Origin of the sequence: Gluconacetobacter diazotrophicus PA1 5 (genome assembly GCF_000067045.1) — a bacterium.
Taxonomy (GTDB): Bacteria; Pseudomonadota; Alphaproteobacteria; order Acetobacterales; family Acetobacteraceae; genus Gluconacetobacter; species Gluconacetobacter diazotrophicus.
Genome location: NC_010125.1, coordinates 2,751,914 through 2,774,445, shown reverse-complemented (window position 1 = coordinate 2,774,445; position 22,532 = coordinate 2,751,914). Strand labels below are relative to the sequence as shown.

The 22,532-nt window shown below is 66.8% G+C and carries 18 protein-coding genes; 11 read left to right on the top strand and 7 right to left on the bottom strand.

The genetic code is table 11. The annotated features are described in order from the left end of the window. Positions 1–151: 151 nt before the first annotated feature. Positions 152–952 carry an SDR family NAD(P)-dependent oxidoreductase gene (locus GDI_RS12720; protein WP_012553412.1) on the top strand — a complete coding sequence of 267 codons (801 nt, stop codon included), beginning with the start codon at positions 152–154 and terminating at the stop codon, positions 950–952. A 31-nt stretch (positions 953–983) separates the two neighbouring features. Here GDI_RS12720 and GDI_RS12715 read toward each other — a convergent pair whose 3' ends face one another. The 4 genes from GDI_RS12715 to GDI_RS12700 all read right to left on the bottom strand — a co-directional run bounded on the left by GDI_RS12715 (position 984) and on the right by GDI_RS12700 (position 7,544). Beyond that, entirely contained in the window at positions 984–5,855 is a 4,872-nt protein-coding gene (locus GDI_RS12715) for an ATP-dependent helicase (protein WP_173363380.1), read from the bottom strand. 37 nt (positions 5,856–5,892) lie between these two features. Further along, positions 5,893–6,279, bottom strand: coding sequence for an MAPEG family protein (locus GDI_RS12710; RefSeq protein WP_012226764.1), 387 nt, complete (start codon positions 6,277–6,279; stop codon positions 5,893–5,895). A 315-nt stretch (positions 6,280–6,594) separates the two neighbouring features. Continuing rightward, positions 6,595–6,699, bottom strand: a complete 105-nt coding sequence (locus GDI_RS19805; protein ID WP_231854341.1) for a sugar-binding domain-containing protein — start codon at positions 6,697–6,699, stop codon at positions 6,595–6,597. Positions 6,700–6,803: 104 nt separating this feature from the next. Then, on the bottom strand, positions 6,804–7,544 hold the full coding sequence (locus tag GDI_RS12700) for an SDR family oxidoreductase (RefSeq protein ID WP_012226760.1): 741 nt from the start codon (positions 7,542–7,544) through the stop codon (positions 6,804–6,806). 102 nt (positions 7,545–7,646) lie between these two features. Between GDI_RS12700 and GDI_RS12695 the strand changes: the two genes are divergently transcribed. Continuing rightward, entirely contained in the window at positions 7,647–8,531 is an 885-nt protein-coding gene (locus GDI_RS12695) for a LysR family transcriptional regulator (RefSeq protein WP_012226758.1), read from the top strand. A gap of 167 nt (positions 8,532–8,698) precedes the next feature. Here GDI_RS12695 and putA read toward each other — a convergent pair whose 3' ends face one another. Beyond that, positions 8,699–12,271, bottom strand: a complete 3,573-nt coding sequence (putA, locus tag GDI_RS12690; RefSeq protein WP_012226756.1) for a bifunctional proline dehydrogenase/L-glutamate gamma-semialdehyde dehydrogenase PutA — start codon at positions 12,269–12,271, stop codon at positions 8,699–8,701. 140 nt (positions 12,272–12,411) lie between these two features. Between putA and GDI_RS12685 the strand changes: the two genes are divergently transcribed. Next, positions 12,412–12,870 carry an Lrp/AsnC ligand binding domain-containing protein gene (locus GDI_RS12685; RefSeq protein WP_012226755.1) on the top strand — a complete coding sequence of 153 codons (459 nt, stop codon included), beginning with the start codon at positions 12,412–12,414 and terminating at the stop codon, positions 12,868–12,870. A 51-nt stretch (positions 12,871–12,921) separates the two neighbouring features. On the opposite strand, the gene GDI_RS12680 is transcribed toward GDI_RS12685, so the two are convergent. Then, entirely contained in the window at positions 12,922–13,656 is a 735-nt protein-coding gene (locus tag GDI_RS12680; protein WP_012553407.1) for a FadR/GntR family transcriptional regulator, read from the bottom strand. A gap of 136 nt (positions 13,657–13,792) precedes the next feature. On the opposite strand from GDI_RS12680, the gene GDI_RS12675 reads away from it, so the two are divergent. The 6 genes from GDI_RS12675 to GDI_RS12650 are packed head-to-tail and all read left to right on the top strand — an operon-like array spanning position 13,793 to position 18,780. Continuing rightward, a complete protein-coding gene (locus GDI_RS12675; protein ID WP_012226753.1) occupies positions 13,793–14,545 on the top strand; it encodes an SDR family oxidoreductase in 753 nt (250 codons plus the stop codon). Between the two features lie 42 nt (positions 14,546–14,587). Further along, positions 14,588–15,433, top strand: a complete 846-nt coding sequence (locus GDI_RS12670; protein WP_012226752.1) for a fumarylacetoacetate hydrolase family protein — start codon at positions 14,588–14,590, stop codon at positions 15,431–15,433. Further along, on the top strand, positions 15,430–16,710 hold the full coding sequence (locus GDI_RS12665) for an L-fuconate dehydratase (RefSeq protein ID WP_012226751.1): 1,281 nt from the start codon (positions 15,430–15,432) through the stop codon (positions 16,708–16,710). The genes GDI_RS12670 and GDI_RS12665 overlap by 4 nt, the downstream gene beginning before the upstream one ends. A gap of 8 nt (positions 16,711–16,718) precedes the next feature. Continuing rightward, the gene (locus GDI_RS12660) at positions 16,719–17,492 is read left to right on the top strand and encodes an SDR family oxidoreductase (RefSeq protein WP_012226750.1); all 774 of its coding nucleotides are present in this window, start codon (positions 16,719–16,721) and stop codon (positions 17,490–17,492) included. A gap of 26 nt (positions 17,493–17,518) precedes the next feature. Further along, entirely contained in the window at positions 17,519–17,956 is a 438-nt protein-coding gene (locus GDI_RS12655; protein ID WP_012226745.1) for an RbsD/FucU family protein, read from the top strand. Further along, entirely contained in the window at positions 17,953–18,780 is an 828-nt protein-coding gene (locus GDI_RS12650; protein WP_012226743.1) for an amidohydrolase family protein, read from the top strand. The genes GDI_RS12655 and GDI_RS12650 overlap by 4 nt, the downstream gene beginning before the upstream one ends. Here GDI_RS12650 and GDI_RS12645 read toward each other — a convergent pair. Then, positions 18,759–19,799 (bottom strand): LacI family DNA-binding transcriptional regulator, encoded by a 1,041-nt coding sequence (locus tag GDI_RS12645; protein WP_012226736.1) that lies wholly within the window; start codon positions 19,797–19,799, stop codon positions 18,759–18,761. The two genes, GDI_RS12650 and GDI_RS12645, sit on opposite strands and share 22 nt — an antisense overlap. A gap of 147 nt (positions 19,800–19,946) precedes the next feature. Between GDI_RS12645 and GDI_RS12640 the strand changes: the two genes are divergently transcribed. Both GDI_RS12640 and GDI_RS12635 read left to right on the top strand, forming a co-directional pair. Further along, positions 19,947–21,491, top strand: a complete 1,545-nt coding sequence (locus GDI_RS12640; protein ID WP_012226734.1) for a sugar ABC transporter ATP-binding protein — start codon at positions 19,947–19,949, stop codon at positions 21,489–21,491. 31 nt (positions 21,492–21,522) lie between these two features. Then, a complete protein-coding gene (locus GDI_RS12635) occupies positions 21,523–22,506 on the top strand; it encodes an ABC transporter permease (protein ID WP_012553399.1) in 984 nt (327 codons plus the stop codon). Positions 22,507–22,532 lie beyond the last annotated feature (26 nt).

Below are 22,532 nucleotides of genomic sequence, written 5' to 3'. Positions count from 1 at the left end.
GCGGCGCGCACCCGCGCGGCGGCTCGCCCTGACAGGGACGCGTTAGGAAGCTCTTCCCGCCGGACGGTGACCGGTCCGGCGCGCAGGAAGAGGAACCGTTCCATCCAGTTTCGTTATTTTGTCAGTGGTTTCTACGAATGGAGGATATCCCATGGATCTGGAAATTCGTGATCGCCTGGCTTTGATTACCGGCGGGGATTCCGGAATCGGCTTTGCCACCGCCCGGCTTCTGTTGCGCGAGGGCGCGCGGGTGGCGTTGAGTGACAAGGAGGCGGGGCCCCTGCAGGACGCGGTCGCGGAACTCTCGCGATTCGGACAAGTTCGCGGATTTCCGGCCGATCTGACGGATGCGCGCCAGGTGCAGGGGCTTCATGCCCAGGTGACGGCGGAGATGGGCAATCCGGACATCGTCATATCGGCGGCGGGAATAACCGGTCCGACCGGGCTCTTCCACGAATTGACCGAAAAGGACTGGAACCTGGTCCTGGACGTCAATTTTCTAAGTGCCGTCCGCGTGGCGCACGCCTTCGTACCTGCGATGCGGAAGGCAGGGTGGGGGCGTGTCGTTTTCGTGGCCTCCGAAGACGCGGTGCAGCCGTATGTGGACGAACTGCCCTATTGTGCGTCCAAGGCGGCGATTCTCAGCCTCGCCAAGGGTCTTTCGAATACCTATGGCCAGGACGGAATTACCGTCAATACAGTGTCCCCGGCCTTCATCGCCACGCCTATGACGGATGCGATGATGGAAAAGCGTTCGGCCCGTGACAACGTGTCCTTCGATGATGCCGTCCGGACGTTTCTGGAGGACGAACGTCCGATGATGGTCATCAAACGCCGTGGCCGGGCAGAGGAAGTGGCGGCGGCAATCGTATATCTGACATCGGCGCAGGCCGAGTTCACGACAGGGGCGGTCCTTCGCGTGGATGGCGGTTCGGTGGGCACCATGGTTTGACATCCTGTGGAAGAATGGGATGTCTGCCGGGTTATTGATGCCAGCTCAGGCCTTTCGGTACAAGCGAGAAGCCGCAGGCGCGCAGGGCCGTGTCCAGGCTCGTCGTTCTCACGGGACGCTCGTTGACCGTTTCAAGCGTGAACATGAGGTGTTTCTCACGCCTCAGCGTGGCGGCGAGCGACGCCAGGCTGGCACCGAGCATGCCGGCATGGGCGGGATCATCGGCATCGATGTAGGTCAGCAGGGTACGTCCGCCCTGCGTCAGATAGAGCACGAGGTGCCCGCCGGCGATCACGACGAACGCGCCGCCGCGCCGTGTCGGGCGCATTGCGGACGGGTGCGACGGCCAGGGCAGGATCGTGCCGAAGGGGTTGGCCGGGTCGGCCGCCGACAGGGCCACCGGCGTGGGATCGGTGGTGCGACGGCCCGCGAGTTCGCGCAGCCGGTCCACGGTCGCGCGCTCCGCGAACTGGGAAGCCCCCAGTCCTTCGACGAAGCGGCCGCGCAGGATCTGCCCGGCATCCTCCATGCTGCGGAAGATCGGCTGGAGCGCCGGGAAACCGCCCGGCACGTCTTCGGCGACGGCCGCGCCGCGCGTGACGATGCCGTAGCGGTCGAGAAGCCCCTCGACCAATGCCAGCGCCCGGGCCGTATCGCTGGCCGGTTCGCGGGGCAGCAGGGACCAGCGGCCTGCCAGGGTCGGATCGCCCCGCGCGCCGGTTCCCGGTTGCGCGAACGACGGGAAGCCGCGCAGGCCCCTGCGCCGCCGCGACAGGGAAACCGGACGGGGGCGGTGGGCCGCGCGTGCGCCCGCCCGCGCACGTAGCGGCGCCCAACTGTCGCTGGTGACGTATCCGGCCCAGGCGAGGTCCCAGAGCGCCGTATCGAGGTCCGATGCCGACACCATGGGGTCTCCGTCCCAGGTTCCGGCCGGTTCCTCCGTCAGCCGGACGGTTGCCAGCGTCGCAAGCTGGCGTGCGAAATAGGCCCCGCCATCGGCGAGAACGTCGAGGATGGATCGCTGAAGCGGCGACAGGGCCGCCATGTCATCGGCATCCGGTGGAGGCGGCAGGGTCTCGGCGGCGAAATCCCGGGGATGCAGGGAAACCAGACCGTCTTCCCCGCCCAGCCTGCCATGGCCGCACCACAGGACCGCGCCCAGGGCGATCAGTTCGTCCAGCATGGCCGAAATGTAGTGATGCACCCGCGCCCCCAGGATCTGGCTTTCCCATAACGAGGCGGGCAAGGGCACGCCGGCCAGTTGTTCGATGGCGCGCGCGAGGCCGTCAATGCCCGTGAACATTCCCCCGGTCATGGGCGGGGAATGCAGCGCGGGCTGGCCGACGGATTCGGCCACAAGGCCATGGCGTTCCAGCAGCAGGTGGACATAGGCCTCCCTGCAAGCCGGGCGGGTCGCCTCGCGCGCCGCCTGGAGCGAGCGCAGCCGCAGGCGCCGGAACACGTCGTCAGCCACCCATTCGTGACGCGCCAGGGGGTTGGAGGGGACGGGATCGACCCCGGTGGATTCATCCCACGCTTCCAGCCGGCGCTCGACGCCGAAATTGCCCTTGAGCAGCTTGCCCTGTTCGCGCAGCCCCTCCAGTGCCGTATCGGCGACCGTAACGCCCAGACCGAACCGGGCGGCCACCGCGTTCGTCGTGAAAGCCCCATGGGTGCGCGCATATCGCGCGAACAGGTCGCGGAGCGGGTCGGGGACCGGTTGCAGGAAAATGCCGGGCAGGGCGGGCGGCAACGTCATGCCGAGCGCATCGCGCAGCCGCCCGGCATCCTCGATTGCGGCCCAGCACGGTCGGCCCGCCATGGCCACCGGGATGACGCGGCGCTCGGCTACGAGGGCTGCGAGGCAGGCTTCGGCGTCGCCGTCCGCGAGGCGCCGCGCGATCTCCTGCGTCGATAGCGGGCCGAGTTCGCGCACCAGGTCGGCCACGCCCTCCTTCCCCTTCGCCCGCCGGGCCGGGGCCAGCCGCTGCAACTCGCTTTCGACCTGGTCGATGATGATGGGATCGAGAAGCGTCCCGAGATCGACCTCGCCGAGAAGATCGGCGAGCAGCCCGCTGTCCAGGGACAGGACGGAGGCGCGCCGCTCGGCAATCGGCGCGTCCGTCGCATACATGAATTCCCCGACGTAGCCGAACAGCAGGTCCGCCGCGAAGGGCGACGGGATTTCGGTCGTCACTTCGACGATCCGGACCGCACCGTCCGCCAGGCGGCGTGCCAGGCCGTCGAGTGCCGCAAGGTCGTAGACGTCCTGCAGGCATTCGCGGGCGGTTTCGATCAGGATCGGAAAATCCGGGTGATCGCGGACGATTTCCAGCAACTGGCCGGCGCGCAGCCGCTGTTGCCACAGCGGGGATCGGCGGCCGGGCGTGCGGCGCGGCAGAAGCAGCGCGCGGGCGGCACATTCCCGAAAGCGGGCCGCGAACAGGGCCGAACCGCCCACGGCCTCCGTCACGATGCCCCGCAATTTGTCCGGGTCGAACAGGAACAGTTCCGCGCCCGGCAGCCGCCCGGCCGTATCGGGCAGGCGGGCGACGATGCCGTCATCGCTGGCCACCACCGAAGGGTCGATTCCGAACCGGCGCTGGACCCGCGCCGCGATTGCCAGCGCCCAGGGGTCATGTACGCGGCGCCCGTAGGGCGAATGCAGGATGACCCGCCAGTCGCCGGTCTCGTCACGGCAGCGTTCGACGACCAGGGTCCGGTCCGTCGGCAGCACGCCGGTCGCGGTACGTTGCGTGTCGATCAGGGCCAGTATGTTGGTGATCGCGTTCGGATCGAGCCCGGCCGCCCGCAGCCGCGTCTCCGGTCCGGGGAGGGGCGCGCCGTCCCCGGCCTCTTCGCGCGGACCGGTGTCGAGCGCGGCCAGGAAGGCGCCGATCGCCTCGCCCAGTTCGGCGGGCCGCCGCACGCCGTCGCCGTGCCAGAACGGCAGCCGGGCGGAACGGCCCGGCGCAGGGGTCACGATGACCTGGTCGTTGGTGATCTGTTCGATGCGCCAGGACGTCGTGCCCAGCGTGATGATGTCGTTCACCCGGGATTCGTAGACCATCTCCTCGTCCAGTTCCCCGACGCGGCGCGATCCGGCCCGTTCCTCGCCTTCGGGCAGGACGACGGTGAAGAGTCCCCGGTCGGGGATGGTGCCGCCGCTGGTGACGGCAAGCTGCAGGGCGCCGGGGCGCGGCGTCAGCAATCCGGTCTCGCGGTGCCAGACCAGGCGCGGGCGGAACGCGGCGAAATCGTCCGAGGGATAGCGCCCGGCCAACATGTCGAGCGTCGCATCGAACGCGGCGCGCGGCAGCGTCCGGAACGGCGCTGCACGGCGGACCGTCGCGTACCAGTCCTCGACGGCGAGCGGCGAGACGGCGACCGCCGCCACCGTCTGCTGTGCCAGCACGTCGAGCGGGTTGCGCGGCGGATCGAGGGTCTCGATACGGCCGGCGAGCATGGATTCGACGGTGACGGTGGCATCGACCAGATCGCGCCGCGTGCGCGGATAGACCAGCCCGGACGAGGCACCGCCCACCTGATGGCCGGCGCGGCCCACCCGTTGCAGGCCGCTGGCCACGGAAGGAGGGGCCGCGACCTGGATCACCAGGTCGACCAGCCCCATGTCGATGCCCAGTTCCAGGCTGGACGTCGCGACGACGCAGCGGAGTTCGCCGGATTTGAGGGCGCTTTCGATCTCGCGCCGCTGTTCCTTCGAGACCGAGCCGTGGTGGGACCGCGCGAGCAGGGGCGGCGCGCCTGTCGATCGCTTTTCGGTGCTTCCGGAGACCGATGCGTAGTGGGCGGTCGGCTCGGGGTCCGGCATGTCCTGCGCGAACCGCTCGGCGTAGAGTTCGTTGAGCCTGGCCGTGAGTTTCTCGGCGAGGCCGCGTGAATTGGTGAAGACGATCGTCGCGCGCCGGGGCAGGATCCTGTCGAGGATGCTGGCCTCGACATGCGGCCAGATGGAGCCCGCGCGCGTGCTCCGTTCTCCATCGCCGGGCTGGCCGCCGGATGCCGCAAGGTCGCTCATGTCCGCGACCGGCACGACGATCTTCAGGTCGAGCCGGCGGCTGGAGGGCGGATTGACGATCGTGACCGGCCGCGCGCCGCCCAAAAACAGCGCCACCCGATCGGCCGGGCGTACGGTCGCCGACAGCCCGATGCGCTGGGCTCGCGTCGGCAGCAGCGCATCCAGGCGCTCCAGGCTCAGCGCCAGGTGCGCGCCGCGCTTGGTGCCGGCCACGGCGTGGACTTCGTCGACGATCACGGCATGAACGCCCCGCAACGTCTCGCGCGCCTTCGACGTCAGCATCAGATAGAGCGATTCGGGCGTGGTGATGAGGATGTCGGGCGGACGGCGCAGCAGTCCCGCCCGTTCGGCGGAGGGCGTATCGCCGGTGCGCATGCCCACGGTGATCTCGACCGCCAAGTCACCGCGCCGCTTTCGCTCCGCCCCCACGCCATGGAGCGGGATACGCAGGTTGCGCTGCACGTCGGCGCCCAGCGCCTTGATCGGCGAGATGTAGAGAACGCGTGTCGCCGCCCCTGGCCCGGGCGTCGTGGATTCCGCTGCCGTCCCGGCGACGGCTTCGGCCTCGCGTTCGCGGAACAGCCGGTCGATCGCGTGCAGGAACGCGGCCAGCGTCTTGCCCGACCCCGTCGGCGCGATCACCAGCGCATTTTCCCCGGCGCCGATGGCCGTCCAGGCTGCCGCCTGTGCCGGGGTCGGAGAAGCGAACGCGGCCTTGAACCACGCGCGGGTCGCGGGGGTGAACCGCGCAAGCGGGTTCGTGGTCCGAGGGGTCTTGCGGGAGGCGTCATTCCGCAGGTCGGTTCTTTCTGCCCATGGTGCCGCCGCTGACGGGATCGAGGCGACTGACCCCGAGTATCGCACCGGATGCCTGGTGCCGAAAGACCGGCCCAGGATAGGATCAGAAAATCTGCACGATGATCAGCACGGTACCGACCGCGCCCACGATCCACGCCAGCGTCCGGATACCCGGGATGCCCGCGATATAGCTCGTGGTATGTACGACGCGTGCGCCCAGGAACAGCCACGCGCCCAGTACCGTCATGCCGTTGGAAATGCCGGCGGCGCGCGCGATCAGCACGACGATGGCGAACGGAAGCAGGTTTTCGACCAGGTTGCGATGCGCGCGCAGACCCCGGCCCGCCGCCCCCGTCGGCTCGAGGATATTTTCGCGATTGCCGATCATGGCCGCCTGACCGACCTGGCGGGAATAGAGCGGACTGTACAGCACGGGCAGCACAAGGCAGAGGATGGTCGACCACAGCAGGGCCCAGAGTTCGGATGTCATGGAAGGAATTCCTGCACGAGGGAGAACGCAAGCGTCTCACCGGCCCATGAGGGGACGGTGAGGGAGACGCGATCAGGCGACGGACAACGTCACGTCGATATTGCCGCGCGTGGCGCTGGAGCAGGCACAAGATCCTCGGCCTGCGACGCCAGGAGTTTCATCGTGCCGAGGATGTTGGCGGAGGTGCGGGAGAGACCATTTGCGGACATGGCTTCGATCCTTGTGACGAGGCGGTATTCCCGGAAGCGCGGGCCTGAAGATCCGGTTCCGTTTGCCGTCGGTGTCGAAGGAGATTTACCGCCTGTCAGTCCAGGCTCAGGATCGTTCTGTGACGATCTTCGTGCTTTCGCTGGCGATCGCGACAACATTGGGAATGCGGCGAAGCTCGTCGAGCGAGAGGCCGATTACCCTGCCCTGCATGGGAACGTCAGCCGGACGGCCGTCGATGGTGCGAATCTCGTCATCGACGGGGGTTTTACGATCCAGTAACGGGCAGGTCCCACGCAAACGCGTGGGACAGCCCTTCAGATGATGCCGCCATTGGCGCGCAGCGTCTGGCCGTTGATCCAGGCGCCGTCCGGGCCGGCCAGGAAGGCGACGCTGGCCGCGATGTCGTCGGGCTGGCCCAGCCGTTCCAGCGGCGCCATCGTGGCCAGGCGCTCGACCAGTTCGGGCGATTTTCCGTCCAGGAACAGGTCGGTTGCCGTGGGGCCGGGTGCCACCGCGTTGACCGTGATGGCGCGGCCCCGCAACTCCTTGGCCAGGACGCTGGTCATGGCCTCGACGGCGGCCTTGGTGGCGGCATAGACGCCGTAACCCGGTTGCAGCAGGCCGACGACGCTGGACGACAGATTGATGATCCGCCCCCCGTCACGCAGGCGCCGGGCGGCCTCGCGCAGCGTGTTGAACGTGCCCTTCACATTGATGGCGACCTGACGGTCGAAAACGGCGTCCTCGGTATCGGCGATGGGCGACAGGGTCATGATCCCGGCGTTGTTGACCAGCACGTCCACGCCGCCGAACGCGGCCTCCGCCGCATCGAACATGCCGCGCACGGCCTGGGGGTCGCTGACATCGGCCCGGGCGGCGATCGCCCGTCCGCCCTGGTCTCCGATCTTGCGCGCCAGGGCTTCGGCCGGGGCGGCGCTGCCCGCATAATTGATGACGACGGTGAATCCGTCCCGCGCCAGACGCGCGGCGATGGCGGCACCGATGCCGCGCGAGGCTCCGGTGACGATTGCGACCTTGCAGGGGGCCTGGGTCATTTTTCGCTCTCCTGTTGCGGATGGAGCGACCATGAACCTTTTCCCTAACCGGATAATCGGCCATGATCCGGCATCACAATCCGAAAGATACGAACAAAGCCGATGGATCGATTCGACGCCATGCGGGTGTTCACGCGGGTGGTGGAGCGCCGCAGCTTCACGCTGGCGGCCAGCGACCTGGGCCTGCCGCGTTCGACGGTGACGGACGCGGTCAAGCGGCTGGAGGCTCGGCTGGGTGTCCGGTTGCTGCAACGCACGACGCGCCATGTCAGCCCGACCCTGGACGGCGCGGCCTATCATCGCCGCTGCCTCGCCCTGATTGCCGACCTGGAGGATGCCGAGGCCGCGTTCGGCGGCGCCAGGCCGCGCGGCATGCTGCGGGTCGACGTGCACGGCACGCTGGCGCGTCATTTCGTGCTGCCGCGCCTGCCGGACTTCATGGCCGCCTATCCCGACATCGAACTGACCCTCAGCGAGGGCGACCGACTGGTGGACCTGATCCGGGAGGGGATCGATTGCGTGCTGCGCGTGGGCGACCTTCAGGACAGCGACATGGTGGCGCGGCGGGTGGCGATGCTGGAAGAAGTCACCTGCGCGGCGCCATCCTACCTCGCGCGGTTCGGCATGCCGGGGGATGTCGATGCGTTGGACGGGCATCGCATGGTCGGGTTCCGCTCGTCGGCGACCGGGACCCTTTTGCCGCTGGAATTCATGGTCGGTGACAGCCTGCGCACGATTACGCTGCTCAGCCCGGTGGCGGTGAACGGGGCCGAGAGTCTCGTCGCGGCCGCGCGGCTGGGTCTCGGGCTGGTCCAGGTACCGCGCTATCACGTCGTACAGGATCTGGGGCAGGGGACGCTGGTGGTGGTCCTGCCCGATCATCCCCCGTCGCGAACGCCGGTTTCGCTGCTTTATCCGCGTCACCGGCAGGTCGCGCCGCGCGTGCGCGTGTTCATTGACTGGATTTCGCAGGTCTTCGCAGGATAATCCGCTGGTATTTGATAATTTTATGGAAATCAAGATTAATGCTCGCCATCGACAAGGTCGTCCAGCGGCCCACGAACCAGGTTGAAGGAAGGGGCGGCGGCCTCGTAGGCCGTGTATTGTGGATGCGACATCCTGGCCTGCTGTCAGATTTCGCAAGATTGCGTACCCTACCCCGCGGCCATTAGCGCGGCATTGCCGCCCGCCGCTGTTGTGTTCGTGCTGCATGACCGCTCCAGCACCAGCCATTCCAGCGCATAGCCGCCGTCCGGCCCGGGCGTGTGCAGTCCGACGATCGGTCCGGTGCGCCCGGCCAGGTTCATACCCAGGGCGGTGCGATCGCCCTCGGTCCCATCGCAGAGTGCAACATCGATGATATCCGGGTCCCGGAATGCGCCGATCCGGGACGAAAGACCGGCCGGCAGCGGCGGCAGGACGGCCAGCAGCGCCGCCGGCACGACCGCGCGATTGCCGGTGGCGAGTGCCGCTTCGGCCTGCCGCGCCACCGCCTGCGGGGTCGGGCCGGCGCACAGGACGGTGCCGCGCGGTGTCAGGCTGTAGATATTTTCCTCGCCCACGGGGCCGGGCAGCGTGATGGTTGTGCCGAGCGGGGTCGCGGGGCAGCCCGGTCCGTCCCCGGCCGGAGGGGCGGAATGCAGCCAGTTTCGGCAGAGTCGCGCCGGTTCGGGCACGGGTCGTGCGAAGGCGCCGTCCAGGACTGGACAGCGCGACAGCAGGCGGCGCAGGTAAAGCGGTCCCCCCGCTTTCGGGCCGATTCCGGACAGGCCGTGTCCGCCGAACGGCTGCACGCCGACGACGGCCCCCACGAGGTTGCGGTTGACGTATATGTTGCCGGCCTGCGCGCGGGACGTGAGTGCGGCGATGGTGTCGTCGATGCGGGAATGGACGCCGAAGGTCAGGGCGTAGCCGGTGGCGTTGATGTCACGCAGCACGCGCGCCATGTCCTTGCGCGCGAACCGGACGACATGCAGGACCGGCCCGAAGATTTCGCGGTCCAGCACGGCGATGTCCGGGATCTCGATGATCGTCGGCGCGACGAAGGTGCCGTGCGTGCAGTCCGGCGGCAGGGGCGCCTGATGGATGCGGTATCCCCGTGCGCGCAGGGTGTCGATATGCGCGGTGATGCGCGCCTGGGCCTCCGCTGAAATGACCGGCCCGATATCCGTCGCCAGGCGGTCCGGGTTGCCCACCGAGAGTTCGTCCATGGCGCCCCGCAGCATGGTCAGGATACGCTCGGCGCCGTCGTCCTGGAGGCAGAGGACGCGCAGCGCGCTGCAGCGTTGTCCGGCGCTGTCGAAGGCCGAGGACAGGACATCGGCGACCACCTGTTCGGGCAGGGCCGAACTGTCGACCACCAGCGCATTCTGACCGCCGGTTTCCGCGATCAGGGGAACCGGCGTGCCGTCCGGGTTCAGGCGCGCGGCAAGCTGGCGCTGGATCAGGCGCGCCACGTCCGTGGACCCGGTGAACACGACGCCGCGCACCCTGCGATCACCCACCAGTCGCGCACCGACATCGCCGGCCCCGGGCAGCAGGTGCAGGGCGTCCGGCGGAACGCCGGCCGCGTGCAGGATGCGAACGGCCGCGCGCGCGATCAGCGGCGTTTCCTCCGCGGGTTTGGCCAGGACGGTGTTGCCGGCGGCCAGAGCGGCGGAAACCTGGCCCACGAAAATGGCCAGGGGAAAGTTCCACGGGCTGATGCACGCCACGGGGCCAAGAGGCCGATGGGTCTCGTTCCTGAAGGACCCGGCAACCTGCGCGCCGTAATAGCGCAGGAAATCGACGGCCTCGCGGACTTCCGCCACGGCGTTCGGCAGCGACCTGCCGGCTTCGCGCACGATGAGGCCGAGAAGGCGCGGCATGTCGGCCTCCAGCGCGTCGGCGGCGCGCGCCAGGATGGCGGCGCGAACGGATGGCGGCGTCCCGGACCAGCCGGCGCCTGCGTCTTCGGCGCGGCCGATGGCGGCATCCACCTGTTCCGGCGTCGTGAAGGCGATCCGGCCGACGATGTCGCGGTGGTCGGCGGGATTCACGACGGGCTGGCCATCGGTGTCGTCATGAATGCCGGAACGGGGCAGGACGGCGGCAAGGGCGCGGAGCGTGTTTTCGTCGGTCAGGTCCAGGCCGCGCGAATTTTGCCGCTCCGGCGCATACAGATCCGCGGGCAGGCGGATCGCGGCGTTGCGTGCCGTCGGGTCCAGCCGCGTGACCGGGTCCGCCGTCAGTTGGGCGATCGAGATGCCGTTGTCCTGGATTTGATTCACGAAGGATGAATTCGCGCCGTTTTCCAGCAGGCGGCGGACGAGATAGGCCAGCAGGGTTTCATGCGTGCCGACGGGGGCATAGACGCGTACCGGCCGGTTCAGTTTTTCCGGCCCCACCACTTCCGTGTACAGGGCCTCGCCCATGCCGTGCAGGCACTGGAACTCGTAGCGTTCATCGGTGAAGTCCGGCCCGGCCAGCGCGTGGATGGTGGCGAGCGTCTGCGCGTTATGGGTGGCGAACTGGGGAAAGACCGCGTCCGGTGCCGCCAGCAGCGTCCTTGCGCAGGCGATATAGCAGATGTCGGTATGGATCTTGGTGGTGAAGACCGGAAAGTCGGTCAGGCCGTCGACCTGTGCGCGTTTGATCTCGCTGTCCCAATAGGCGCCTTTCACCAGCCGGATCATCAGGCGACGCCGGCTGCGCCGCGCCAGGTCGATCACCCAGTCCAAAACAAGGGGGGCGCGCTTCTGATAGGCCTGGACGACGAAGCCGAGACCCTGCCACGGCGCCAGCGTGTCGTCGAAGCACAGGGCCTCCAGCAGGTCGAGCGAGAGTTCCAGCCGGTCCGCCTCTTCGGCATCGATATTGAAGCCGATGTCATAGCAGCAGGCCAGCCGCGCCAGCGCCGTCAGGCGCGGCAGCAGTTCGGTCATGGCGCGCTGGCGCTGCAACCGGGAATAGCGGGGATGCAGGGCCGATAACTTTACCGAAATGCCCGGTCCCCGATAGACGCCCTGCCGCTGGGCCGCGCCGCCTATGGCATGGATGGCGTGCTCGTACTCGCGATAATAGCGCGCGGCGTCGGCGGCGGTGGTCGCGGCTTCCCCGAGCATGTCATAGGAATAGCGGAAGCCCCGCGCGTTGAGCCGGCGGCTGTTCCCCAGCGCGGTCTCGATGGTCTGGCCGGTGACGAATTGCGCGCCCATCAGGCGCATGGCCATGTCCACGCCCCGGCGGATCACGGGTTCGCCACAGCGCGCGACCAGCTTCGACAGGCTTCCGGCCAGCCCGCCCGTCTGGTGCGGCGACAGCACCGTGCCGGAAAAAACCAGCCCCCATGTGGCGGCATTGACGAAGAGCGAGGCGTCGTTGCCTACATGGCCGCGCCACTGCCCGCGCCCGATCTTGTCGCGGATCAGCGCGTCGCGCGTGGCATCGTCAGGGATGCGAAGCAGGGCTTCGGCCAGGCACATCAGGGCGACGCCCTCCTGCGTGGACAGGTCGTATTCGCGGATCAGGCCTTGCACCAGCCCCGTCGTACCCGAACGACGCAGTGCCCCGACAAGCCGGGTCGCGGTGTCCCGCACCTCGGCCGACAGCGAGGCGGGAAGGGTGGCGGCCTGCGCCAGCGCCGCGACGCATGCGGGTTCGGGTGCCCGCGTCTGGTCGGTTATGGCCTGCCGCAGCGCGGATCGCGCAGGCACGGCGGCATCGAGGGTCGCAAAAGGCTGGATCATGGCGGCACTGTCCGAACGGAAACCTGAACGTCGCTGTATCGCTGTTGTGACCGAACGAGGTATCGAATATAAGAAATATTACCGAATTTTGGACGGTGAACCTCTGATCGGACATATTATATTCGGGGAAGGGGTGGCGCTTGGACGACGCGGATCGCAGGATTCTCGGCTATTTGCAGAAGGACGGGCGCATCACGAACGTCGAGCTCGCCCGCCTGATCCATCTCAGCCCGGCGGCGACCCTGGAGAGGGTGCGCAAGCTGGAACAGGCCGGGATCATACAGGGATATATGGCGCGCCTCGACCCCGAGGCGCTGCAACTGGGTCTGCTGGTCTTCATCCAGGTCACGCTGGACCGCACCGACCCGGGCCTGTTCGATGAATTCGCAAAGGCGATCAAGTCGATCCCGCAGGTCCGTGAATGCTATATGGTCGCCGGCGGGTTCGATTACCTGATCAAGGCCCGCGTCCGGGACATGGGCGCGTATCGCAATTTCCTTGGAAAGACGCTGACGCGCCTGCCGGGCGTCCGGCAGACCCATACCTACACGGTCATGGAGGAGGTGAAGGCCGAGGCCGGGCTTCCGTTGTCGATATGATGCTGGTGGCGAATGGCCGATCGGTCGCCTGACGCCCTACAGGATCGGCAGTCAGGTGTCGCGCGAGAATATCCCGATCACCGCCTGGATGTGCCGGCGCATCGCCTCGCGCGCGCGCGGCGGGTCGGCCGCCAGGATCGCCTCCAGTATCGCCGCATGTTCGTGTTCGGAACGGCCGGGCATGTCCTGGGGGGTATAAAGCTGCTGGAGACGGCGGAACAGGTCGCCATAGCGATGGCCCAGCAGCAGCATGATCGTCAGTTCATAGGCGCTGTTGCCGCTGGCCTGCGCGATGCGGATGTGAAACAGGCGGTCGCCCGGATGGGTTCGTGACCCACGGGCGTTGTCCGCGATATTCTGCCGGAACGCCGCTTCGATCATCGCGCGCTCGCGCGGGCCCGCGTTCTGCGCTGCCAGCGCCGCCGTTTCCGGTTCGATCAGCAGCCGCGCCTGCAGCAGGTCGAAGGGCGGGACCTCGGTTTCCAGGTCGATCGGCACCGGCAGTTCCGGATCGGGCTCCAGCAGTCGTGTCCGCGCCAGGCTGGAACGCGCCGTCGCCGGCGCCAGCACCATCACGCCCGCGCCGACCCGGACCTCGACAATGCCCATCACCTCCAGCGCGATGATCGCCTCGCGCACGGTGGAGCGACTGACGCCGAACCGGACGGACAGTTCGCGCTCGGGCGGCAGCATCCGTCCGGGCGGGACGTCGCCCGCCTCGATCAGTTTCAGGATCGCCTGGGCAATCGGCTGGTAGAGCCGGCGATTGGCGCCGCTTTCGGCCATGTATCGTCTGTCCTCGTCTCGCGCCGGCCTCGCTGAAGCGTGATCGCGCGGGTCGCAAATTGGTCTGACCAATCTTGACATTGGCCGGACCAATTTAATAGGAGATTCACCAAAGCAATAACAAGGCGGGATCGTCATGCGACTGGCGGGCAAACGGGCTCTGATCACGGCGGCAGCCAACGGCATCGGTCGCGCGACCGTGGAGGCCTTCATTCGCGAGGGCGCGGGCGTGATCGCAACCGATATCGATCCCGGCGTGATGGAGGCATGGGGCGATTTCGGACCCGGGGGGCGCGCGTTGCGGCTGGATGTCATGGACCCGGCGGCGATCGACGACGTGGCGCGCCAGGTCGGTCCCGTCGACGTGCTGTTCAATTGTGCCGGCACGGTCCAGAACGGCGCGCTGCTCGACTGCACGGACCGGGAATGGCAGTTCTCGTTCGACCTGAATGTGACGGCGATGTTCCGGATGATCCGCGCCTTCCTGCCCGGCATGATCGCGGCCGGCGGCGGCGCGATCGTCAACATGGCCTCGGTCGCGTCGAGCCTGAAGGGCGTGGCGGACCGCTGCGCCTATGGTGCCTCGAAGGCGGCCGTGATCGGCCTGACGAAATCGATCGCGACGGACTATGTGCGTCACAATGTCCGCTGTAACGCCGTCTGCCCCGGTACCGTCGAAACCCCGTCGCTGCGCGCCCGGGTCGAGGCGCTGGCCCGTGCGCGCGGTACCGACCTGGACGCGGCACTGGGCGCCTTTCGCGCGCGCCAGCCCATGGGCCGCCTGGGCACCGCCGATGAAATCGCCGAGGCCGTAGTCTATCTGGCCTCCGACGCCGCCGCGTTCGTGACCGGCAGCACGCTGGTCATCGATGGCGGATTCATCAACTGACACCCGGAAGACGCAAGAACAACAACAAGGCAGGCGTCCATCATGAAGCTTTTGAGATTTGGCGAGAAGGGGGCGGAGCGTCCCGGCCTGCTTGACGAAGACGGGCGGGTGCGTGATCTGTCGGCGCACGTGCCCGACATCGCCGGGCCGGCGCTGTTGCCGGATACCCTGGCGCGTCTGGCCCGGCTCGTGCCCGGCCACCTGCCGCTGGCGCCCGTGGATGCGCGTATCGGTCCGTGTGTCGGATCGGTCGGAAAATTCATCTGCATCGGCCTGAACTATAGGGATCACGCGGCCGAAACCGACAGCCCCATTCCGGAAGAGCCCGTTATCTTCAATAAATGGACCAGCGCCATCGCCGGGCCGTACGACGATCTTTGCATTCCCCCCGGCTCGACCAAAACAGACTGGGAGGTCGAGCTGGGGGTCGTGATCGGCAAGGGCGGACGCGCCATCGCGGAGCGTGAGGCCCGCGCGCATATCGCCGGCTATTGCGTGGTCAACGATCTCTCGGAACGCGAATGGCAGCTCGAACGGGGCGGAACGTGGGACAAGGGCAAGGGCTATGACGGTTTCGGGCCGATCGGCCCCTGGCTGGTCACGACGGACGACATCGAAGACCCGCAAACCCTGCCGATGTGGCTGGAGGTCGATGGCCACCGCTACCAGAACGGCAACACGCGGACCATGATCTTCGGCGTGGACACGATCGTGTCCTATTGCAGCCGGTTCATGAGCCTGCAGCCCGGCGACATCATCTCGACAGGAACACCCCCGGGCGTCGGGCTCGGCCAGCGGCCGCCGGTCTATCTCCGGCCGGGACAGACCGTGCGCCTGGGCATCGAGGGACTTGGGATCCAGCAGCAATATGTCAGGGGGGCGGCATGACCCGGATCACCGGCCTGCGCGTGTTCGATATCCGCTTTCCGACATCCGCCCGGCTCGACGGGTCGGACGCCATGAATCCGGACCCGGACTATTCCGCCGCCTATGTGACCCTCCAGACCGACGATCCGCAGATCGAGGGATACGGGCTGACCTTCACCATAGGCCGGGGCAACGAACTGTGCTGCGCAGCCATCAGCGCGCTGGCGCCGCTTGTCGTCGGCCTGGACCTGGACTGGATCAGGGAAAATCCGGGACGATTCTGGCGCCATGTGACGGGTGACAGCCAGTTGCGCTGGGTCGGCCCGGACAAGGGCGTGATCCATATGGCGACCGGCGCGGTGGTGAACGCGGTGTGGGACCTGTGGGCGCGGGCCGAGGGAAAACCCGTCTGGCAACTGGTGGCGGAGATGTCGCCCGCCGAACTGGTCCGCGCGATCGACTTCCGCTACCTGACCGATTGCATCACGCCCGAGGAGGCGCTGGACCGCCTGACCGATCGTGCCGCCGGAAAGCGGGCGCGCATCGAGACGCTGCTTGCCGATGGTTATCCCTGCTACACGACATCGGCCGGCTGGCTCGGTTATGACGACGACAAGCTGCGCGGCCTCTGTCGCGATGCCGTGCGGGCGGGATTCGCCCATATCAAGCTCAAGGTCGGGCAGAATCTGGCGGATGATGTCCGCCGGGTATGGATCGCGCGTGAGGAAATCGGTCCCGACCGCCGGCTGATGATCGACGCGAACCAGGTCTGGGAACGGGACCAGGCGATCGAATGGGTTCGTGCGCTGTCCTTCGCCAACCCGTGGTTTATCGAAGAACCCACGTCACCGGACGACGTGGAGGCGCATCGCGCGATCCGCGAAGCCGTCGCGCCCGTCGCGGTGGCTACCGGCGAGATGTGCCAGAATCGCGTGATGTTCAAGCAGTTCATCATGCGCCAGGCCATCGACGTGGTCCAGATCGACTCGTGCCGGGTGGGGGGGATGAACGAAATCCTGGCAATCCTGCTGATGGCCGACAAATACGGCCTGCCGGTCTGCCCCCATGCGGGGGGGGTCGGATTGTGCGAATATGTCCAGCATTTTTCGATGATCGACTACGCCGCGATTTCCGGAAGCATGGCGGGCCGTGTAATTGAATATGTCGATCATCTGCATGAACATTTCACCGATCCCTGCGTGGTGCGCGGCGCACGGTACATGCCGCCGCTGGCACCGGGTTTTTCGGTCCGCATGAAAGCCGACACGCTGCGCACCTTCCTGCATCGGGCCCCGTAGGTGTCATCATGGATCTTCGCCTGACCGGGCATGTCGTTATCGTGACGGGCGGTGCCTCGGGGATCGGGGCCGCGATTTCGGAGGTGCTTGCCGAAGAGGGTGCGGTGCCCGCGATCGTGGGGAAATTCGCGCCCGATCCGCACTTCATGGCGCGCCTGCGCGCGCGGCAGCCGCGCGCGAGCTTTCATCAGGCGGACCTGACCGAGGACGGCGCCTGCGCGAGCGCCGTCCGTCATATCGTGGAAACGCATGGCAGGATCGACGGGCTGGTGAACAATGCCGGCACCAATGATTCCGTCAGCATCGAAGCGGGGCCGGATGCCTTCCGCCGGTCGCTGAACGCGAACCTGGTGCATTGCTATACCATGCTGCATCACGCGCTGCCCTGCCTGCGCGATGGGGGCGGCAGCGTCGTCAATATCGCGTCCAAGGCCGCGCTGACGGGGCAGGGCGGCACAAGCGGTTACGCGGCGGCGAAAGGGGGAATGCTTTCGCTGACCCGGGAATGGGCCGTGACGCTGGCCGCCGACCTGATCCGCGTGAACGCCGTCATTCCGTCCGAGGTCTGGACACCGCAATATGACAGTTGGCTCGACGGTTTTGCCGACCGGGAGGAAAAGCTCCGGGCGGTCAAGGCGCGCATCCCGCTTGGGCGGCGCATGACCACGCCGCGCGAGATCGCGGACAGCGTGGTCTTCCTGCTCTCACCCGTATCGTCGCACACCACGGGACAATGGGTCGTCGTGGATGGCGGCTACATTCATCTCGACCGCGCATTCTGACCGCGCGCCCGGGTAAAGGAGGCTGCATGCTGATCGGTATTTCGTCCCTGCTGACGCCGGATGTGCTGTATGCGCTGGCGGCGATGGGACATGGCGACCGCGTCGCGATCGTCGATGCGAACTTCCCGGCCGAGCGGATCGCCCGCAGGCTGAACCGCCTGCCCGCGATCCCGGTCCCGCCCGTGCTGGACGCCATATTGAAGCTGTTGCCGCTGGATGGCTTCGTCGATGATCCGGCCGTCTCGATGCAGCAGGTCGGCGACCCGGACGCCGTGCCCGAAGCGGTGGCGGACATCGACGCGACGCTGCGCGCACATGGCCACGCGGCATCGCGCAGAATCGAGCGTTACGCGTTTTACGAAGAAACCGCGCATTGCTTCGCCGTGATCCAGACCGGGGAAGGGCGTCCCTATGGGAACGTGATCCTCGCCAAGGGGGTCATCTTCGCGGATCATCCGGGATGAAGATCGACGCGCATCGTCACGTCTGGCGCCGGGCGTCGGGCATCTATGGCTGGCTGCCGCCCCATTCGATGATCGACCGCGATTTCGACCTCGACATGCCGCGTCCGGGGCGCGATGCCGCCGACGGCATCATCCTGGTGCAGGCGGCGGCGAGCGAGATCGATACGGGCTTCATGCTCGACCAGGCGCGGGCCCATCCGGGCCTGGTGCGGGGCGTCGTCGGCTGGGCGCCGCTTGATGACGTGCACGCCCCCGCGACGGTGGCGCGTCTGGCCGCGATGCCGCTGATCGTCGGCCTGCGTCCGATGCTGCAGGATATCGGCGATACGGACTGGATTCTCGGGGACGCGGTCCAGCCGGCCCTGTATGCGATGACCGAGGCCGGGCTTGTGCTCGACCTGCTGGTGACGGCGCGCCACATGAATGCCATGCGCGTGCTGGCCGAACGGCATCCGGGCCTGACGATGGTCCTGGACCATGCCGGAAAGCCGCCGCTGCGCAACGGTGACCTTGCGCAGTGGAAAGACCATATCCTCGACCTGTCCGACCATCCCGCCATGAATTGCAAGCTGTCCGGACTGGTGACGGAGGCGGGCGATGACTGGAGCGTCGAAACCCTGCGTCCCGTGATCGACCATGTCCTGGCGTGCTTCGGGCCGCGACGGGTGATGTGGGGAAGCGACTGGCCCGTGGTCGAGATGGCAGGCGGCTATGACGCGTGGCGTGACGCAAGCGACGCGCTTCTGGCCTCGGTCGGAGGCGAGGCACGCGCCGCGATCGAAGGCGGGACGGCCGCCCGGGCCTATCGCCTCGCGGGGCGTTGAACGAACGTGCAGGGGGCAAGCACACGGCCGGGACCGTCGGGTCCGGTCGGATGCTGATCGAGATAGTCCAGCGCCAGTGCGGCCAGCATGTCCGCGTCCTGGCGAATGGCAAATGTGTGGTTCGGCAGAAAATCGAGCATGAAATGATCGTCGAATGTTCCGAAGGTGATATCCGGCGGCAACTGCCCGAGACGGAGCTTCAGGCGCTCCATGGTCCCTTGCAGCATCAGGAGGGAGGAGCAGATCAGGGCACGGGGTGGGCCGCCCTGCGCCAGCAGCGCGTCGACGATCGTTCCCGCGCTGTGGATGCTGTCCTGATCCGCGCAATGGACCCGGGCGCGCCAGTTCCGGATGCGTCGTTTCCGGCATGCCGCGCCGAATCCCGCGATTCTATCGCCGATGCTCGGCAGGCGTTCATTCGCGCAGATGAAATGCGGCTGCTCCCCGGCATCGAGGATCGCATCGGTCAGGGCAACGCATTCGCCGAAATTGTCGCTGGCGATGACGGTATAGGGGGCGCCCGTATAGGCGCGATCGAGCAGGACCACCGGAATGTCCTTCGCGCCGCCAAGAAGGCGCCCGTAGCGGGGCGCCTGGCATGGTACGACGATCAGGGCATCGATCCCACGGGTGCCCAGTTCCCTGATCGCGCGGTCCTCCTGCGCCGGCATTTCGCCGGACGACGCGGTCAGCAGCACCAGTCCGCGGGCCGCGCACAATCGTTCCAGGCAGGCCATCAGCCCGGCAAAGAACGGATTGGCGATCTCCGGCACGACCAGGCCGATCGTATCGGTCCGGCGCAGCTTGAGGCTTCGCGCCGCATGGTTGAGGCAATACCCATGCAGATCGACATAATCGCGAACGATCTTCTGCGTGGCGGCGCTGATCCGGTATTTTCCAGCCTGTCCGTTCAGGACGAGCCGGACCGTGGTGACCGAGCAGTTGGTGGCCTTGGCCACCTGCGCGATGGATGGCGGGTCGCTGTCGGGTCGGTCCATGGCGGGAACGGCGGGTTTCATCGGTTCTTTCGTCACAGTTTTGCGAAGATGCACAGGGCGGCCGATATCGTCCTTGCACGGAACGATACACGCTAATAGTGTGCTAACACGACTTAGCAAAAGACCACAGAAAATAATCAAGCGAAGTCGCTGGGCCTGGAGAGGGCTATGACAGACAACCAAGGCAGCGCCGACGACGCGCCGGATGTGCCGGACCTGCTGGTCGCAACAGGGATCACCAAGCGGTTCCCGGGTGTGCTGGCGCTGGACGGCGTGAATTTTCATCTGCGCGCGGGCGAGGTGCATGCGCTCTGCGGTGAAAACGGCGCCGGCAAATCGACATTGATGAAGATCCTGTCCGGCCTGTACATTCCGGATGAGGGAACGCTGTATTTCCGGGGCCAACCCTGCCGCTTCGGCTCGATCCAGGACGCGCAGGATGCCGGGATCGCCATGATCCATCAGGAACTGAACCTGGTTCCCGACCTGACCGTGGCCGAAAACATCTTTCTCGCCCGCGAACCCCGGCGCGGGCCCTTTGTCGATCGGGCAAAGATGGCCGCGCAGGCGCGCGGAATCCTTGACAGGCTCGGCGTCGATATCGAACCGGACGCGCAGGTCAAATCCCTGTCGGTCGCGCGGCAGCAGATGGTGGAAATCGCCAAGGCCCTGTCGCTGGACGCCGATGTGCTGATCATGGACGAGCCCACCTCGTCCCTGACCGAGGCCGAGACGACGCAGTTGTTCCGCGTGATGAACGAACTGAAGCGCCAGGGCGTCGGCATCGTCTATATTTCCCCCCGTCTTGACGAATTCCGTCATATCGTCGGTCGCGTCGCCATATTCCCGGCCGGAAAATATGTCAAGACTCAGCCTTTCGAGGCGATCAGCATCGACGAGATCGTGCGGCTAAAGATTGGGCGCGATCTGCGCGACAAATTTCCCGAACGGATTTCGGTCCCCGATGATCAGATCCTGCTGGATGTCCGTGGCCTGACGCGTCTTCCGGCCTTTCGCGACGTCAGCTTTTCATTGCGGCGTGGAGAAATTCTCGGCTTTGCCGGCCTGATGGGCGCCGGCCGGACCGAGGTCGCGCGCACGATCTTCGGTGCGGAGCCCGCGCAGGCGGGTGACATCATCCTGGACGGCAGGCGGCTGGACATCAGGTCGCCGATCGACGCGATCGCCCACGGCATCGCCTATCTGTCCGAGGACAGGAAGTTCGACGGCCTGGCGATCGGCATGTCGGTCGCGCATAATATCACGCTTGCGCATATCCACGATGTGTCCAATGCGTTCGGCCTTATCCGGGCCGATCGGGAACGGGAAGTCGCGCGCCAGTCGGTCGCCTCGCTCGATATCCGGACGCCGTCGGTTTCGCAGCCGGTACGCCTGCTGTCGGGCGGGAACCAGCAGAAGGTGGTCATCGGCAAGTGGCTGTACCGGGAATCGCGCATCCTGTTCTTCGACGAGCCGACGCGCGGTATCGATGTCGGCGCGAAGTTTGCCATCTACAAGCTGATCGACGCGCTGGCCGCGCGCGGAATCGGCATCGTCGTGATTTCCTCGGAACTGCCGGAGATCCTGGGCCTGACGGATCGGGTCGTGGTGTTTCACGAGGGAAGCATAACAGGCGTCCTGGACACGAAAACAACCAATCAAGAAGAGATCATGTCCTATGCTTCAGGCATCAAAAACAGTTCCGCAGCATGAAGGGCGTCCGCCCCTTATACCCGCGCGCCGGTTGTCCGACCGACAGAAGGACCTGATCCAGAAATTCGCGGCCCTGGGCAGCCTGGTCGTGATGATCGTGATTTTCGCCCTCACGTCGCGCGCGTTCTTTTCGGTAGATAACGGGCTGACCGTCGCGCTGCAGACCACGCAGATCGCCTATCTGGGGATCGGCGCCACCTGCGTGATCATTACCGGCGGCATCGACCTGTCCGTGGGGTCGGTGCTTGCCCTGTCCGGCGTGGTCGCGGCGCTCGCGGTGAAGGCCGGGGTTCCGGTTCCCCTGGGTTTCGCCATCGGAATCCTGACCGGCGGCGCGTGCGGCGCCATCAACGGGATCATCATCACATGGATGAAGCTGCCGCCGTTCATCGCGACGCTTGGCATGATGATGGTCGCGCGCGGCGTGGCGTTGCAGATCACCGGGGCACGGCCGGTTTCCGGGCTGGGGGATGCGTTCGGGGTGCTGGGAAACGGCGCCCTGTTCCGGATCGTTCGCGACGGCAGCGACGGGTTTCCGAACGTGGTGTTCGTGGGGATTCCCTATCCCGTCATCCTGATGGTCGTGCTCGCCGTGGTCGTGGCCATCATGCTCGGCCGGATGCCGATCGGACGGCATGCCTATGCCGTGGGGTCCAGCAGCGAGGCCGCGCGGCTTTCCGGCGTCAACGTGGCGCGGGTCAAGATGGTGGCCTATGGCATGTCGGGGCTGCTGGCCGGGCTGGCCGGATGTGTCCTGATGTCACGCCTGGTGACCGCGCAGCCGAATGAAGGCATCGCGGCCGAAATGGATGCGATCGCCAGCGCCGTGATCGGCGGTACGTCCCTGATGGGTGGGGTCGGGACGATTTCCGGTACCATGATCGGCGCGTTCGTGATCGGCATCCTTCGCAATGGCCTGAACATGAACGGCGTTTCCTACTTCATCCAGCAGATCGTCATCGGACTGGTCATCATCGGGACGGTCTGGATCGATCAGATGCGAATGAAGCGGTGAATGATACGGGCCGTATGCTGCTCCGT

What these genes read in the sequence shown, in the direction of transcription:
- GDI_RS12720 (WP_012553412.1), top strand. Translation starts at nt 152, where the DNA reads ATGGATCTGGAAATTCGTGATCGCCTGGCTTTGATTACCGGCGGGGAT.
- GDI_RS12710 (WP_012226764.1), bottom strand. Translation starts at nt 6,279, where the DNA reads ATGACATCCGAACTCTGGGCCCTGCTGTGGTCGACCATCCTCTGCCTT.
- GDI_RS19805 (WP_231854341.1), bottom strand. Translation starts at nt 6,699, where the DNA reads ATGCAGGGCAGGGTAATCGGCCTCTCGCTCGACGAGCTTCGCCGCATT.
- GDI_RS12700 (WP_012226760.1), bottom strand. Translation starts at nt 7,544, where the DNA reads ATGACCCAGGCCCCCTGCAAGGTCGCAATCGTCACCGGAGCCTCGCGC.
- GDI_RS12695 (WP_012226758.1), top strand. Translation starts at nt 7,647, where the DNA reads ATGGATCGATTCGACGCCATGCGGGTGTTCACGCGGGTGGTGGAGCGC.
- putA (WP_012226756.1), bottom strand. Translation starts at nt 12,271, where the DNA reads ATGATCCAGCCTTTTGCGACCCTCGATGCCGCCGTGCCTGCGCGATCC.
- GDI_RS12680 (WP_012553407.1), bottom strand. Translation starts at nt 13,656, where the DNA reads ATGGCCGAAAGCGGCGCCAATCGCCGGCTCTACCAGCCGATTGCCCAG.
- GDI_RS12675 (WP_012226753.1), top strand. Translation starts at nt 13,793, where the DNA reads ATGCGACTGGCGGGCAAACGGGCTCTGATCACGGCGGCAGCCAACGGC.
- GDI_RS12670 (WP_012226752.1), top strand. Translation starts at nt 14,588, where the DNA reads ATGAAGCTTTTGAGATTTGGCGAGAAGGGGGCGGAGCGTCCCGGCCTG.
- GDI_RS12665 (WP_012226751.1), top strand. Translation starts at nt 15,430, where the DNA reads ATGACCCGGATCACCGGCCTGCGCGTGTTCGATATCCGCTTTCCGACA.
- GDI_RS12660 (WP_012226750.1), top strand. Translation starts at nt 16,719, where the DNA reads ATGGATCTTCGCCTGACCGGGCATGTCGTTATCGTGACGGGCGGTGCC.
- GDI_RS12655 (WP_012226745.1), top strand. Translation starts at nt 17,519, where the DNA reads ATGCTGATCGGTATTTCGTCCCTGCTGACGCCGGATGTGCTGTATGCG.
- GDI_RS12650 (WP_012226743.1), top strand. Translation starts at nt 17,953, where the DNA reads ATGAAGATCGACGCGCATCGTCACGTCTGGCGCCGGGCGTCGGGCATC.
- GDI_RS12645 (WP_012226736.1), bottom strand. Translation starts at nt 19,799, where the DNA reads ATGAAACCCGCCGTTCCCGCCATGGACCGACCCGACAGCGACCCGCCA.
- GDI_RS12640 (WP_012226734.1), top strand. Translation starts at nt 19,947, where the DNA reads ATGACAGACAACCAAGGCAGCGCCGACGACGCGCCGGATGTGCCGGAC.